At 71.1% G+C, this 15,491-nt stretch carries 11 protein-coding genes; 4 read left to right on the forward strand and 7 right to left on the reverse strand.

Annotated features, from left to right (window positions below; translation table 11 throughout):
* The first annotated feature begins 236 nt into the window (after positions 1-236).
* Positions 237-1,445, forward strand: a complete 1,209-nt coding sequence (locus ABZ795_RS06005) for an amino acid deaminase/aldolase (RefSeq protein WP_357529294.1) — start codon at positions 237-239, stop codon at positions 1,443-1,445.
* 88 nt (positions 1,446-1,533) lie between these two features.
* On the opposite strand, the gene ABZ795_RS06010 is transcribed toward ABZ795_RS06005, so the two are convergent.
* Positions 1,534-2,178 (reverse strand): TetR family transcriptional regulator, encoded by a 645-nt coding sequence (locus tag ABZ795_RS06010; protein WP_357529669.1) that lies wholly within the window; start codon positions 2,176-2,178, stop codon positions 1,534-1,536.
* 222 nt (positions 2,179-2,400) lie between these two features.
* Between ABZ795_RS06010 and ABZ795_RS06015 the strand changes: the two genes are divergently transcribed.
* Complete coding sequence (locus ABZ795_RS06015; RefSeq protein ID WP_357529296.1) at positions 2,401-3,717, forward strand: D-arabinono-1,4-lactone oxidase; 1,317 nt, start codon at positions 2,401-2,403, stop codon at positions 3,715-3,717.
* A 784-nt stretch (positions 3,718-4,501) separates the two neighbouring features.
* Positions 4,502-4,777 carry a DUF559 domain-containing protein gene (locus ABZ795_RS06020; protein ID WP_357529298.1) on the forward strand — a complete coding sequence of 92 codons (276 nt, stop codon included), beginning with the start codon at positions 4,502-4,504 and terminating at the stop codon, positions 4,775-4,777.
* Positions 4,778-4,840: 63 nt separating this feature from the next.
* Here the strand turns inward: ABZ795_RS06020 and topA are convergent, their stop codons facing one another.
* The 6 genes from topA to ABZ795_RS06050 all read right to left on the reverse strand — a co-directional run bounded on the left by topA (position 4,841) and on the right by ABZ795_RS06050 (position 12,875).
* Entirely contained in the window at positions 4,841-7,702 is a 2,862-nt protein-coding gene (gene topA, locus ABZ795_RS06025; protein WP_357529300.1) for a type I DNA topoisomerase, read from the reverse strand.
* A 313-nt stretch (positions 7,703-8,015) separates the two neighbouring features.
* Complete coding sequence (locus ABZ795_RS06030; protein ID WP_357529302.1) at positions 8,016-8,735, reverse strand: hypothetical protein; 720 nt, start codon at positions 8,733-8,735, stop codon at positions 8,016-8,018.
* The gene (locus ABZ795_RS06035; RefSeq protein WP_327023186.1) at positions 8,726-9,268 is read right to left on the reverse strand and encodes a hypothetical protein; all 543 of its coding nucleotides are present in this window, start codon (positions 9,266-9,268) and stop codon (positions 8,726-8,728) included. The genes ABZ795_RS06030 and ABZ795_RS06035 overlap by 10 nt, the downstream gene beginning before the upstream one ends.
* A gap of 122 nt (positions 9,269-9,390) precedes the next feature.
* Positions 9,391-11,772, reverse strand: coding sequence for a sodium-translocating pyrophosphatase (locus ABZ795_RS06040; protein WP_357529304.1), 2,382 nt, complete (start codon positions 11,770-11,772; stop codon positions 9,391-9,393).
* A gap of 327 nt (positions 11,773-12,099) precedes the next feature.
* Positions 12,100-12,534, reverse strand: a complete 435-nt coding sequence (locus ABZ795_RS06045) for an ATP-binding protein (protein ID WP_327023188.1) — start codon at positions 12,532-12,534, stop codon at positions 12,100-12,102.
* Complete coding sequence (locus tag ABZ795_RS06050; protein ID WP_327023189.1) at positions 12,534-12,875, reverse strand: STAS domain-containing protein; 342 nt, start codon at positions 12,873-12,875, stop codon at positions 12,534-12,536. Before ABZ795_RS06050 ends, ABZ795_RS06045 begins: the two co-directional genes overlap by 1 nt.
* A 141-nt stretch (positions 12,876-13,016) precedes the next feature.
* Between ABZ795_RS06050 and ABZ795_RS06055 the strand changes: the two genes are divergently transcribed.
* Positions 13,017-15,434, forward strand: a complete 2,418-nt coding sequence (locus ABZ795_RS06055; RefSeq protein WP_357529307.1) for a DEAD/DEAH box helicase — start codon at positions 13,017-13,019, stop codon at positions 15,432-15,434.
* The last annotated feature ends 57 nt before the right edge of the window (positions 15,435-15,491 follow it).

Raw genomic sequence — 15,491 nt, forward strand, 5'->3', positions numbered from 1 at the left:
GGTCCGCGGACGGCGACACGCCGGACGACTCGCCGTTGAATTGGCTTTCGATGGCCGTACCTCCACGTGCCGGCCCATCGCTGGGCACCCCCGGTGGAACACTCTAGACCTGCGGGGGCCCACCCCCGTCACGCCTCGCCTTGCCTGCCGAGCCTAGGCCGCGGTTGCCGAACGGTGTTGAGCAGGCAGGACGCGAGGGTGTTTCGCATTCACCGTTTCACAGTTAGCGTGCACACGTGGCCACCGACAGCGAGAATCTGCGCCACCGACTGGACCGGGCGACCCGGCACCTCGATCCCCCGTACGCGGTGGTCGACCTGGCCGCCTTCGACACGAACTCCGCCGCCCTGGTCGCCCGGGCCGGCGGCAAGCCGCTGCGGATCGCCAGCAAGTCCCTGCGCAGCCGGGAACTGATCGCCCGGGCCCTGGGCCGTACCGGCTGGCAGGGGGTGATGGCGTTCACCCTGCCCGAGGCGATCTGGCTGGTGCGGACCGGAATCACGGACGACGCGCTGGTGGCGTACCCCACGGTCGACCGGGGGGCCCTCGCCGAACTAGCGGCCGATCCGGCGCTGGCCGCCGCCGTCACCCTGATGGTCGACGACCCCGATCAGCTGGACTTCTACGACGCGGTGCGGTCGTCGGGTAACCGGCCTGAGCTGCGGCTCTGCCTGGATCTGGACGCCTCCTGGCGGCTGCTGGGCGGCCGGGTGCACGTCGGGGTACGCCGCTCACCGGTGCACAGCGCCCAGGCCGCCGGCCGGTTGGCCGCCACGATCGCCGCCCGGCCCGGCTTCCGGCTGGTCGGCCTGATGTCGTACGAGGCACAGATCGCCGGGGTAGGCGATGCGCCACCCGGGCAGGCGGCGCTCGGTCCGGTGATCCGGCTGGCCCAGCGCGGGTCGTACCGCGAGCTGCTGGCCCGCCGGGCCGCGGCGGTGGCCGCCGTACACGACCACGCCGACCTGGAGTTCGTCAACGGCGGCGGCACCGGCAGCGTGGCCGCGACCAGCGCCGATCCCGCGGTCACCGAGGTCACCGCGGGATCGGGGCTGTACGGGCCGACGTTGTTCGACGGTTATCGGGCCTGGCGTCCCACCCCGGCGGCCTTCTTCGCCTGCGCGGTGGTCCGGCGGCCGGCACCCGGGCTGGCCACCGTGCTCGGCGGCGGCTGGATAGCCTCCGGTTCGGCCAGCCGCAGCCGACTGCCCCGACCCTGGCTGCCCACCGGACTCACCCTGGTCGGCACGGAGGGTGCCGGTGAGGTGCAGACCCCGGTGGCCGGTGACCCGGCCGACCGGCTGCGCCTGGGCGATCGGGTCTGGTTCCGCCACGCGAAGTCCGGTGAGCTGTGCGAGAGGGTGAACGAACTGCACCTGGTGGAGGGGGACCAGGTGGTGGCCACCGTGCCGACCTACCGGGGCGAGGGCCACGCCTTCCTGTGATCCGGGCTGGTTCCGGACCGACCTGCCGCCGGACTGGGCCTGTGTGGCCGGGCCGGGGCGGCGAAAGCGGGGCCGGGGCGGCGAGCGCTCAGACGGGCTGGGCGGTCGTCTCCGTGGAGTCGACGATCTGGTCGTCGGCCGGCTTCGCGGGCTGCACGACCGGCCGGTGCCCGGTGTCGCCCCGGGCGTCCACCTGACGGTGCAGGTAGTCGCGGATGAGGGCCTTGGCCTCGGCCAGGACCCGATCGTCGCCGTCGGACCTGCGCCGGAAGGCGAGCTTGATCAGCGCGTCGGCCGCCTCCACCGCGATTTCCAGATGGAAACGCAGCTCGGGCACGTCGGCGAGGCCGAAGCGTTCGGTGAGCACCCGGGCCAACTGGTCGGCGATCACCCCGTTGTTGTCCCGCTGCTCATCGAGCAGATGCAGGTCGACCACGTCGCCGAAGTGCAGGGTACGGAAGCCGGGAACGGTGCGGTGCATCGTGATGTACTCGTCGATGCTGGCGTCGACCCCGTCCCACCAGTGGGTCAGATCGTCCGAGGCGAAACGCTCGTCGAGCCGCTGGAGGTACGCCTCCATCGTGCGCAGGGTCAGCGCCTGCACGATCGCCCGCTTGTCCGGGAAGAACTGATAGACCGACCCGATCGCCACCTCTGCCCGCTCGGCGAGCAGGGTCGTGGTCAGCCCCTCGTACCCCACTTCGTCGACGAGTTCGGCGCAAGCGTCCAGCATCCGCTGGACCCGCGCGACACTACGACCCTGCACCGGAACCCGGCGCAGCGGCCCGGTCGTGGCGGCTGAAGTGGACACTCGCCACCCCCTCTCGACGGATGAACATATCTACACGTCACCGGTTCGTGACTACCGGTACAACGAGCGAATCTCGATTGCGGTGTTTACCAGGAACAACGTTCCTGATATGAACGCCATTCATATTCATCTGAAGGAGCGCCGATGCCCCGAAGCAGCGCCGCCGACGCCAGCACCTGGTCAAACTGGGCGGGAAACCAGCACAGCGCGACAACCGCCGTCCTGCGTCCCACCACTATCGCGGAGGTTGTCGAGCAGGTCCGCTCCGCCGCCGAGGCCGGTGCCCGGATTCGCCCGGTCGGCAGCGGTCACTCCTTCACCCCCGTCGCGGTCGGCGACGGCAGCCGGATGGACCTGGCCGAACTCGCCATCGACGTACGTGTGGACATCGATCGGCGCCTCGTCACCGTACCGGCCGGGATGACCCTGCGGCAGCTCAACTCGCTACTCGCCGACCATCAGTTGGCGCTGCCCAATCTCGGTGACATCGACGCCCAGACGGTGGCCGGGGCGATCTCCACCGGCACCCACGGCACCGGTGCGGGGTACGGCGGACTGGCCACCTTCGTGGCGGCCCTGACCCTGGTCACCGGCACCGGTGAGGTCCTGCACTGCTCTGCCGAGGAGCACCCCGAGGTGTTCGACGCGGCCCGGATCTCCCTCGGCGCCCTCGGGGTACTGGTCGAGGTGACCCTGCGCTGTGTGGAGGCCTTCGTACTGCGGGCCCACGAACGCCCGGCCGCCCTGGACACCGTGCTGGCCGACCTGCCCGACCTGGTCGGCAGCCACGACCACGTCGAGTTCTTCTGGTTCCCGTACAGCCGCCGGGTGCAACTCAAGGTCAACGACCGGGTGCCCGCCCACGACCGGCCCCTGCCCCGCTGGCGCGGCTGGCTGGACGACGACTTCCTGGCCAACACGGTCTTCGCCGGGGCCTGCCGGCTGGGCCGGGCGGTGCCGGCCCTGGCCCCGACGATCAGCGCCCTCTCCGCCCGAGCCCTCAGCGAACGCGTCTACACCGGCCGCTCCGACGCGGTCTTCTGCAGCCCCCGCCGGGTCCGCTTCGTGGAGATGGAGTACGCCCTACCCCGCGAGGCCCTGCCCGAGGCGCTGCACGCCCTCCGCCGGATCATCGACCGGCTGCCGTTCCGGGTGCTCTTCCCGGTCGAGGTGCGCTTCACCGCCGCCGACGACATCTGGCTGTCCCACTCGTACGGCCGGGATTCGGCGTATGTGGCCCTGCACCAGTACCTCGGCATGCCCTACGAGCCGTACTTCCGCGCCTTCGAGCAGGTGGCGACGGAGCTGGGCGGCCGTCCGCACTGGGGCAAACTCCACTGGCGCGAGGCCGACTCCCTGGCCGAGGCCTACCCCCGCTGGCAGGACTTCCACCGCATCCGCACCCACCTGGACCCCCACCACCTCTTCACCACCCCCTACCTGTCCGCACTCCTAGGCTGAAGCCAACGTGAATCTTGGTACGAAACCGCCCGCCGAGGGGCACTTTCGTACCAAGATCTCGGGGCTGTCCACAGGGGCGGCGCGGCGAGGGTGCGGGTGGGCAGGGTGGGGGTGTGCGGAGACAGGGTGGGCAGTGGGGGTTGCCGGAGGATGGGGCGGATGAGCTGACCTGGTTGTTGTTTCACCAGGAGCAGGTACTCAGTCTCGATCAGGCTCGGCGGCATCTGTCGCCGAAGGCCATCCGGCACCGGGTCGCCTCGGGGCGTTGGCGGCAGGTGCACCGGGCTGTCTATGTCACCCACAACGGCCCGATCGCACCGGCGCAACTGCCCTGGATCGGCGTCCTGTCCGCCGGTCCAGCGGCGGTGCTCGGTGGGCTGAGCGCGGCGCGGGCCTGGGGCCTGCGCAGGTACGACGACGGACTCGTGCACATCCTGCTGCCGGCGAGTCGACAGTCTCGGGCCCTGCCGCCCGGCATCCGGGTGCACCGCACCACCCTGCTGCCCGACGCCGACATCCTCGATGTGGGGCAGCCTCGCCGGACGATGCCGGCCCGGTCATTGGTGGACGCGGCCCAGTGGGCGCCGAGTGACCAGGAGGCTCGGGCGATCATCGCGGCCGGATTTCAGCAACGCCTGGTTGCAGGTGAGGACGTACGACAGGTGCTGGATCGCCTGCCGCGAGCCCGGCGTCGTGACCTGATCGCGCAGACCGCCGCCGACGCGGCAGGTGTGCCCATTCGCTGCCCGAGCTGGACTTCCTGCGACTGGTCCGGCGGGCCGGGTTGCCCGAGCCCACCCGGCAGGCCGTTCGCCGGGACGCCGCCGGCCGGCGCCGTTACCTGGACGCCTGGTTCGAGGAGTGGCGGGTCCATGTGGAGATCGACGGCAGCCAGCACCTCGATCCGGCCACCGCCTGGGCGGACATGCGCCGGCAGAACGACCTGTGGCGCAGCGGCGACCGGGTGCTCCGCTTCCCCGCCTGGGCCATCCGCCAGCACCCAACGGAGGTCATCGCCCAGCTCCGCGCCGCCCTGCTAGCCGCCGGCTGGCGCCCCTGACCAGAGATCTTGGTACGAAACCGCCCGCCGAGGGGCGCTTTCGTACCAAGATCTCTGGCGGGGTTACTCGGGGCGCGCGGAGGTGGCCTTTTTGGGGGCCGCCTTCTTGGGAGCGGCCTTGGTGGCCTTGGTGGCGGCAGCCTTGGTGGCCTTTGCTGCCGTGGCCTTGGTGGTCTTGGCCGCAGTGGACTTGGCCGCAGTGGTCTTGGTGGCCTTTGTGGCTTTGGTGGCCTTTGCTGCGGTGGACTTGGTGGTCTTCTTGGTGGCCTTCTTGGGGGCGGGGCCCTTTGCTCGCTTCTCGGCGAGCATCTCGGAGGCTTCCTCCAGGGTCAGCGCCTCCGGAGTCTGACCGCGCCGCAGGGAGGCGTTGGTCTCCCCGTCGGTGACGTACGGGCCGAACCGGCCGTCCTTGATGACCAGCGGCTTCTCGGTCAGCGGGTCGGCGCCCATCTCCCGCAGGGGCGGAGCGGCGGCCCGCCGCTGCCGGGTCTTCGGGGTGTTGAGCAGAGTCAGCGCCTCGTCCAGGGTGACCGTGAACATCTGGTCTTCCGAGTCCAGCGAACGGAACTCGTCGCCACGCTTGACGTACGGGCCGAAGCGGCCGTTGTTGGCGAACACCTCGGCGCCGTCCGGTGCCACCCCGACCAGGCGGGGCAGGCTGAGCAGCTTGAGGGCCTCGTCGAGGGTCAGCGAATCCGGCGACTGCGAGCGCAGCAGGGAGGACTTGCGTTCCCCGCTGGCCACGTACGGGCCGAAGCGGCCGGACTTGAGCAGGATCGGCTCCCCGGTGGCCGGGTCGTCGCCGAGCTTGCGCTCGCCCCCGCCGCCGAGGAACAGCTCGTGCACCTTCTCCGGGGTCAACTCGTCCGGGGCCAGGCCCTCGGGGATGGGCGCCCGGTCGCCCGGGGTGCCGCCCTCCTCGCCCTCCGCCTTCGGCGCGGGCTGCTCGCCGGGCAGCGCCCGTTGCAGGTACGGCCCGAACCGGCCAACCCGCACCACGACCTCGCGGCCTTCCTCGTCGGTGAACAGCGGGATCGAGTTGACGCTGCGGGCGTCGATCTCGCTGAGGTTCTCGGTGACCAGCTTCTTCAGCCCACCGGAACGGGCGATGTCCTGGTCACCGGCGCCGTTGGTGGTGCCGAAGTAGAAGGCGGTGAGGAAGTCGACCGCCGCGTGGTCACCACCGGCGATCTCGTCCAGCTCGTTCTCCATGCTGGCCGTGAAGTCGTAGTCGATCAGGCGGGGGTAGTGCCGCTCCATCAGCCCGATCACCGCGAAGGCCAGGAACGACGGGATCATCGCCTGGCCGCGCTTGACGACGTACCCCCGGTCCTGGATGGTCTGCATGATCGAGGCGTAGGTGGAGGGACGCCCGATGCCCAACTCCTCCAGGGCCTTGACCAGCGACGCCTCCGTGTAGCGGGAGGGCGGCTGGGTGTGGTGGCCCTGGGCGGCCAGCTCGTCGGCGGTCAGCGGCTGGTCCTTGACCAGGTTGGGCAGCCGACGCTCGGCGTCCTCTGCCTCGGCGTTCTCGTCGTCGCTGGACTCGACGTAGGCCCGCAGGAAGCCCGGGTCGGTGATGGTCTTGCCGGTGGCGCCGAAGTCGGCCTCCTCACCGGCGGTGGTGGTGGCCCGGATCCGCACCGACACGCTGGAGCCGACCGCGTCGGTCATCTGGGAGGCGATGGTGCGCCGCCAGATCAGCTCGTAGAGCTTGTACTCCTCGCCGGACAGTTCCTTGGCCACGTCGCCGGGGGTGCGGAAGTTGTCCCCCGCCGGGCGGATCGCCTCGTGGGCCTCCTGGGCGTTCTTCACCTTGCCGGTGTAGCGGCGCGGCTCCGGCGGCACGCTGCGCTCGCCGTACAGCTCGACGATCTGCCGCCGGGCCGCCGCGATGGCGGTCTCCGACAGGTTGACCGAGTCGGTACGCATGTAGGTGATGTAGCCGTTCTCGTAGAGCCGCTGCGCGGTGCGCATCGTCTGCTGCGACGAGAACCGCAGCTTGCGGGCCGCCTCCTGCTGGAGGGTGGAGGTGATGAACGGTGCGTACGGGCGGCGCCGGTAGGGCTTCTCCTCGACCCGGGTGACCGTGAAGGGGCGCCCGTTCAGGCGGGCGGCCAGCCCTCGGGCACCGCTGGAGTCCAGGTGGACGACTCCCGCTCCGGCGCGGACCTTGCCGGTGGTGGGCTCGAAGTCCTTACCGGTGGCGATCCGGTCACCGTTGAGGGCCACCAGGGTGGCGTTGAAGGTACGCGGGCCCTCGCCGGCGTTCCCCACCGCCAGGGTGGCCAGGATGTCCCAGTATTCCGCGGTGCGGAAGGCCATCCGCTGCCGCTCCCGTTCGACCACGATCCGGGTCGCCACGGACTGCACCCGGCCCGCCGACAGCTTCGGCATGACCTTCTTCCACAGCACCGGGGAGACCTCGTAGCCGTAGAGCCGGTCGAGGATGCGGCGGGCCTCCTGGGCGTCGACCAGGCTGCGGTCGATTTCCCGGGGGTTGGCCACCGCGGCCTGGATGGCCGGCTTGGTGATCTCGTGGAAGACCATCCGCCGTACCGGCACCTTGGGCTTGAGGGTCTCCACCAGGTGCCAGGCGATCGCCTCGCCCTCACGGTCCTCATCCGTGGCCAGGAGGATCTCGTCGACCTCCTTGGCCAGCTTGATCAGCTTGCTGATCTGCTGCTTGCGGTCGGCGGAGACGACATAGAGGGCGTGGAAGCCGTTGTCCACGTCGACACCGAGCCGGGCCCACGGCTCGCCCTTGTACTTCGCCGGCACGTCGGCGGCGTTGCGCGGCAGGTCGCGGACGTGCCCAAAGCTGGCCTCCACGACGTACCCCGGGCCCAGGTAGCCCGAGATCGTCTTGGCCTTCGCCGGCGACTCGACGATGACCAGACGGGTGGTTCCAGCATTGCTCGGCACTTCGGTTTCGACCTCATTCCCACTCGTGGCCGCGCCTGTGGCGGATCGGGGCACGCTCGACCCCCGATACCCGGCGGTCCGGATGTCCAACGTAACGCGCCGTCCGTCTTTCGGGTTTCGCGGGCGGCAATCCGCTCGGGACGATCCGTGGTCACGCCGAACGGCGTCACCGTACACCCTGGGTAGGCTCGAAGGCGTGCCACTGTGACCATGGCAGCCCCTCGGTGGAGGTGGCACCCGGCCGTTTCTCCGCAGGTGCGCTGTTCACCGGCTGTCCTGGATCGGACAACCGTCGCCCGCCCGACAGCGGCGATCAGTCGCGGGTCGGCCAGGCTCCGGGCGGCGCCGCGGGTGGGGGTTCGCCGACCAGTTCGGCCAGCCGCCGCATCCCCCGCCGTCCGGCGATCCGGTACGCGGGGCCGCCGGCCTCCGGCTCGACCAGTTCGCCGACCAGCCCGGCGGCGACCAGTGCTGCACCGACCACCGCCCAGCGACCCGGGTCCAGACCCCCGAGGTGCAGCACCACGGTGTCCGGCGAGTCGATCACCCCGGCCGTGGCCAGCCAGAGCCGCAGTCGCCGGCCGTCCAGTTGGAAGCCGGGGGGTGGCTGCTGCGTCGGGCCGCGCAGCCAGGCCGCCGCCAGCGGCACGATCACCCGGGTGTACGCGGTCCGCACGGCGTACCGCTGATCCTCGGTCGGGGTCCAGGTGGCCCGGACCCCCCGCTGGGCCAGTTCGGTGATGAGCACGTGGACCCGCCAGGCCGCCCCGACCACCACCGACAGCCGGGCCGTGCCGCCCATCCGGTGTACCTCGCCCGGCCCGGTCAGCAGACCGGCCAGGTCGGCCACCGAAGGTTCGGCGGTCTCCGCGCCGAAGAAGACCAGTTGCCGGTCCCCGGCCGGGGTGCCCTGGTCGGACTCGGCCGCCGGCACCCGGGCCCGTCGGGGGGTCGGTGGCGCCACAGCGGGCACCGGGAAGGACACCGGCAGCGGTTGCGCCGCCGATGTCTCACCGGGACCGCTCAATGGCATTCGGGTACCTCGTCGAAGGCGCGCTTCAACTCCTCCGAGTTCAGTCTGCTGGTGTCGAGGGCGCTGGCGTCGTAGTCCTCTTGCAGCCGTTCCACCGCTGCCTGCACGCCGTCGTAGAAGGCGGTGGCCTCACCCGTGCCCAGCCCGTCGATCGTGCTGCGGGCCCGCCCGTAGGCGTCCCGCATCGACGCCAACGACGCCCGGAATCCCTCGGAGATCTCCGCACCGTTCTCGACCGCCGGCACCCCGGCCTGCTCCACCTTGCGGCGAGCGTCCTCGCTGGCCTGTTCGGCGCCACCGAAGAGTCGGACCAGGTTCTCCTTGGCCTGCGCGGGGGTGGTCTGGGCGGTCATCTGCTGGTCGGTGCTGCTGGTCAGCTTGCTGATCTCGGCTCGCCAGGGGGTCAAGGCCGAGCACACCGAGGCGGCCCACGCCCTGGGGCTGGGCCCGTCGGACCCGCAGCCGGTCAGCAGGACCACCGTGGCCAGGACCACCGTCACCGCTCTGGCGGCGTCCGCCCGGCACGTACGCATGCGTTGCAGGGTACGGCCTCCTGTTGCCCTCGGCACCGCCTCACCGGTGCCGGTCCCACTGCGCCGACCGGCCCCCGGGCGGTGGTGCCGCTGCCCGGGGACCGGTGACGCTAGACGCAGGGTCAGGCCTTGATCTCCTCCGGACGCGGGTCCGCCGTCCCCGGCCCGCTGGGGGAGTCCTCCTCCAGGGCGATGCTCTTGCGCTTGCTGAACACCACCGCCGCGACCACGATCAGCGTCGCCACCACCGCGATGGTGACCCGCAGACCGACATTGCGGTCGTTGCCGATGCTCCAGGCCACCACGGCCGGCGCGATCAGCAGCGAGACCAGGTTCATCACCTTCAGCAGCGGGTTGATGGCCGGGCCGGCGGTGTCCTTGAAGGGGTCACCGACGGTGTCGCCGATGACCGTGGCGGCGTGCGCCTCGGAGCCCTTGCCGCCGTACGCCCCGTCCTCGACCATCTTCTTGCTGTTGTCCCAGGCCCCACCGGAGTTGGCCAGGAAGACCGCCATCAGGGTGCCGGCCCCGATCGCACCGGCCAGGTACGAGGCCAGCGCGCCGGGCCCGAGGCCGAAGCCGACCGCGATCGGCGCCATGATCGCCAGCAGGCCGGGGGTCAGCAGTTCGCGCTGCGCATCCCGGGTGCAGATGTCGACGACCTTGCCGTACTCCGGGCGCTGGGTGCCGTCCATGATGCCGGGCAGCTCACGGAACTGGCGGCGGACCTCCATCACCACGGCACCGGCCGAGCGGGAGACCGCGTTGATGGCCAGGCCGGAGAAGAGGAACACCACGGCCGCACCGATGATCAGGCCGACCAGGTTCTGCGGGTTGGCCACGTTCAGCGCGTTCAGGATCTCGGCACCGACGTCGGTCACCCCGGCGTCGGCGTACGCGATGCGCAGGGTGTCGGTGTACGAGCCGAACAGCGCGGTCGCGGCCAGCACGGCCGTGGCGATCGCGATGCCCTTGGTGATCGCCTTGGTGGTGTTGCCCACCGCGTCCAGCTCGGTGAGGGTACGGGCGCCGTGCTCGTCGATGTCGCCGGACATCTCGGCCACACCCTGGGCGTTGTCGGAGATCGGGCCGAAGGTGTCCATGGCCACGATCACGCCGACCGTGGTGAGCAGACCGGTACCGGCCAGCGCCACGGCGAACAGCGACAGGGTGATCGAGCCGCCGCCGAGCAGGAAGGCCCCGAAGACACCGGCGGCGATGAGCAGCGCCGAGTAGACCGCCGACTCCAGGCCGACGCTGATGCCGGCGAGGATGACCGTCGCCGGGCCGGTCTGCGAGCTCTTGCCGATGTCCTGCACCGGACGGCGGTTGGTCTCGGTGAAGTAGCCGGTCAGGGCCTGGATGGCGGCGGCCAGCACGATGCCGATGACGACCGCGCCGATGACCACACCACGCGGGCCGAACGGCGGGTCCCCGCCGTCCACACCGAGGGCGGTCCGCCAGTCGTCGCCGAGCTGCGCGGCCCAGGAGGGCTGGAGGTAGACGAAGGTGGCCACCCCGACCAGTACCGCCGAGATCAACGCGGAGAGGTAGAAGGCCCGGTTGATGGCGGTCAGGCCGTTGCGGTCGGAGGCGCGCAGCTTGGTGATGAAGACACCGATGATGGCGACCAGGACCCCGATGGTGGAGATGATCAGCGGCAGCACCAGGCCGTCCGTGCCGAAGGCGGCGCGACCCAGGATCAGCGCGGCGACCAGGGTGACCGCGTACGACTCGAACAGGTCGGCGGCCATGCCGGCGCAGTCGCCGACGTTGTCGCCGACGTTGTCGGCGATGGTGGCCGCGTTACGCGGGTCGTCCTCGGGGATGCCCTGCTCGACCTTGCCGACCAGGTCGGCGCCGACGTCGGCGGCCTTGGTGAAGATGCCGCCGCCGACCCGCATGAACATGGCCAGCAGGGCGGCACCGAAGCCGAAGCCCTCCAGCACGGTCGGGGCGTCACCCCGGAAGATCAGCACCACCAGGGCGGCACCGAAGAGGCCCAGTCCGACGGTGAGGAAGCCGACCACCCCACCGGTCCGGAAGGCGATCTTCATGGCCGCTTCCCGGCCGCCTTCCCGCTCCCGGGCGGCGGCGGCCACCCGCAGGTTGGCCCGGGTGGCCAGCCACATGCCGGCCCCACCGATGAACGCACTGAACAGGGCGCCCACCACGAAGAAGAGCGAACGGCCGATCTTCACCGCGGTCTCGCTGCCGTCGGTCTGGTGCACCGGCAGCAGGAAGAGCAGCACTACGGCGATCACCACGAAGATCGCCAAGGTCCGGAACTGCCGGAACAGGTAGGCCGAGGCGCCCTCCTGCACGGCCCCGGAGATTTCCTGCATTTTCTCGGTGCCCTTGCCGGCGGCCAGCACGGCCTTCGTCAAGGCGGCGGCGAAGGCGAGCGCTACCAGCGCGATCACCGCGGCTATGACGACGTACGTGACATTGGCTCCGGTCAGGGAGATCGCGCCGCCGCCCTCGGCGGCCAAGCTGTCGGACATCTGTGTCCTCCTGTGCCGAACAATGCGCCGGCCGGTGGAGACGCACCGACCTGCGCCTGGATGCGAATTCGCAAGTGCGCGCTGAGCCACCCCAGGGCGAACCAGCGCCTCCACGCCCAGCCGCGCTGGTTGTCCGAGGGATCACTTGCTGACAACCCGCGTACTCTAGCCCTCCGCAGTGTTCGAGGTCACAGCGAGGTGCCCGGCAATGTCGATGATCTTCGTCGCTGTGTTATGAGAATAAATCTGATATAGGGGCCCATCCATGACAAAGCCGCCGCATTCCCTGCTCAGGGAAGGCGGCGGCGGGTCAGCGGAGTCGATTGACTAACGGGTCAGCGGCCAGACCATCCGGACCTCGGTGCCGATGCCGTCGTCAACCGGGCGCACCTGGAGATCCTCGACGAACCCGGCGAGCAGGGCGAAGCCCACTCCGGTGGTGAGGTCGTCCTCGTTGAGGGACTCGTTGGCCAACTGGTCGGCGTCCAGAGCGGCCAGGCCGATCCCCGCCTCGATCGGGGCCCGGTCCACCACCCGCACCGCGTACGCCCCGGAGTCGGACATCTCCACCAGCACCGGCTCGGTCAACCCGTACTGGCGGTGCAGGGCCACCGCCCGGGTGCACGCCTCACCGATGGCCAGGCGTACCTCGTCGAGCAGCTCCTCGCGGATCCCCGCCCGACGGGCGACCGCCACCCCGACCAGACGGGCGGTACGCACATGCACCGGCGCCGGGGAGAAGGAAAGCCGTACCGTCGCCATCACGCGCCGGTGCCGGTCGCCGCTTCGACAGTGGGATGCAGTGGGAACACCTGGTCCAGGGCGGTGATCCGGAAAATCTTGAGCAGCGGCTCCTTGTCGCAGACCAGGGCGAAGGTGCCGTCGGCCGTACGCAGTCGCTTGAGCGCGCCCACCAGCACCCCCAGCCCGGTGGAGTCGAGGAAGTCGACCCGTCCCAGGTCGACCACCACATGCCGGGCACCGGAGTCGATCAGCTCGAGCAGCCGCTCGCGGAGTCGGGGGGCGGTGTAGACATCCACCTCACCGCCGACCTCGAGCACCGTGTGCTCCCCCACGGTTCGGGTAGCCAGCGACAGCTCCATCGATCCTCCCTCGACGCGGCCGTAAGCTTCATGGGCATCTAACCACTACCCCTGAGACCACCCGACGACTCACCGGGATCGGCTTCACCGTAGCGGCACGCCAATTTCCCAATTCCGAACACCAGTGCGAGAGTGCAGGACGTGACCTCGGCAGCCAGCGTATCCGCCGGCCGGGGCCCCGAGTCGGGCCCCGTCCCGGTTCCGGTCGCCGCGCCCGGGGACCTGCTACGTCGGCTGCGGCAACGACACCCGGTCGATCCGGTCACCCATGTGCAACGGGTGCCATCCCGGGCCGGGACCCCGGCCCCCTGGCCGCAGTGGGTTCCGGAGGAACTGCGCACCGCGTACGCCCGGCGGGGGGTCACCGCGCCCTGGCGGCACCAGGCCGAGGCGGCCGAACTGGCCCACGACCGGCGGCATGTCGTCGTGGCCACCGGCACCGCCTCCGGCAAGTCCCTGGCCTACCAGTTGCCCGCACTGGCCACCCTGCTGGCCGACCCCCGCGCCACCGTGCTCTACCTGGCACCGACCAAGGCGCTGGCCGCCGACCAGTTGCGCGCCGTCGCCGGGTTGGAGATCGAGAGCGTACGCCCGGCCTGCTACGACGGGGACACCCCACGGGCCGAACGGGAGTGGATCCGACGGCACTCCCGGTTCGTGCTGACCAACCCGGACATGCTGCACCATGGCATCCTGCCCGGCCACACCCAGTGGTCGGGATTCCTGCGCCGGCTGCGGTACGTGGTGATCGACGAGTGCCACGTCTATCGGGGGGTGTTCGGCTCCCATGTCGCCCATGTGCTGCGCCGACTGCGTCGGCAGTGCGCCCGGTACGGCAACTCCGCCGGCCCCACCTTCGTACTGGCCTCGGCGACCTCGGGAGACCCGGCGGCCACGGCCGGACGGCTGATCGGCCTGCCGGTGACCGCGGTCACCGAGGACGCCTCCCCCCGGGCCGGGGTGACCTTCGCCCTCTGGGAACCTCCGCTGCTACCGGCCGAGGGCAGCGCCGCCGCACCCGCGCCGCGCCGCGCTCCGGACACCCCCCGACCCACCGATCCCGAGGTCCTGGACCTCACCCAGGTCCGTCGATCGGCGCTTCGGGAGACCGCCGACCTGCTGGCGGACGGTGTCGCCGCCGGGGTGCGTACCTTGGCCTTCGTCCGTTCCCGGCGGGGCGCCGAGGTGGTCGCGACCAACGCCCGGCGCAGCCTCGACGAGGCCGTTCCCGGGCTCGGGGCGCGGGTGGCCGCCTACCGTGGCGGTTACCTGCACGAGGAACGGCGGGCCCTGGAACGGGCCCTGCTGCAGGGCGACCTGCTCGGCCTGGCCTCGACGAACGCCCTGGAGTTGGGGGTCGACCTGGTCGGGTTGGACGCGGTGTTGATCTGCGGGTACCCGGGCACCCGGGCCTCCCTGTGGCAGCAGGCCGGCCGGGCCGGACGCTCCGGGCAGGAGGCCCTGGCGGTGCTGGTGGCCCGCGACGACCCGCTGGACACCTACCTGGTGCACCACCCGGAGGCGATCTTCGGCGCACCGGTGGAGGCCACCGTGCTCGACCCGGCCAACCCGTACGTGCTCGGGCCCCAGTTGGCCTGCGCGGCGGCCGAGGCCCCGCTGACCGTGGCCGATCTGGAACTCTTCGGCGACAGCACCAAGGAGACCGTCGAGGCCCTGGTGGAGGCGGGGGCCCTGCGGCAGCGGCCGACCGGCTGGTACTGGCGGCACCGGGAACGGCCCCAGGTGGACCTGCGTGGCGAGGGGGGTGCCCCGGTCTGCGTGGTGGAGGCGGCGACCGGCCGGCTGCTCGGCACCGTGGACGGCGGCTCGTCACACTTCCTGCTGCACCCCGGCGCGGTCTACCTGCACCAGGGGGTCTCCTACGTGGTCGACACCCTGGACCTGGAGGACGGCTGCGCGCTGGTTCACCCCGAGGAGCCGGACTGGTCCACCCACGCGCGGGACGTCACCTCCCTGTCGGTGGTGTCGGTGCGCTCGTACGTCGACGCCGGGCCGGTCGGGCTGTTCCTCGGCGAGGTGGATGTGACCAGCCAGGTGGTGTCGTACCAGCGGCGACGCCTCTCCACCGGTGAGGTGATCGACACCCGGCCGCTGGACCTGCCGACCCGGGAACTGCGTACCGTCGCGGTCTGGTTCACCCTCTCCCCGGAGTCGCTGGCCGCCGCCGGGGTGGAGCCCGCCGAGGTACCCGGGGCCCTGCACGCCGCCGAGCACGCCGGAATCGGGCTGCTGCCGCTGTTGGCCACCTGCGACCGGTGGGACATCGGTGGGTTGTCCACCGCGATGCATCCGGACACCGAGGCCCCCACGGTCTTCGTCTACGACGGTCACCCCGGCGGGGCGGGTTTCGCGGAGCGGGCGTACGGCACGGCCGCCGCCTGGCTGACGGCCACCCGGGACGCCATCAACGAGTGCGGCTGCGAGACCGGCTGTCCCTCCTGCGTGCAGTCGCCCAAGTGCGGCAACGGCAACAACCCGCTGTCCAAGCCGGGCGCCGTCCGGGTGCTCGACGTGGTGCTGAACAACCTGCCACGCTGACACCAGGCATAAAACCCGGGGCGTACGGGCAAGAACGGTGGGAGCGCTTCCATCGAT

The organism is Micromonospora sp. NPDC047134, from assembly GCF_040643455.1.
Lineage (GTDB): Bacteria > Actinomycetota > Actinomycetes > Mycobacteriales > Micromonosporaceae > Micromonospora.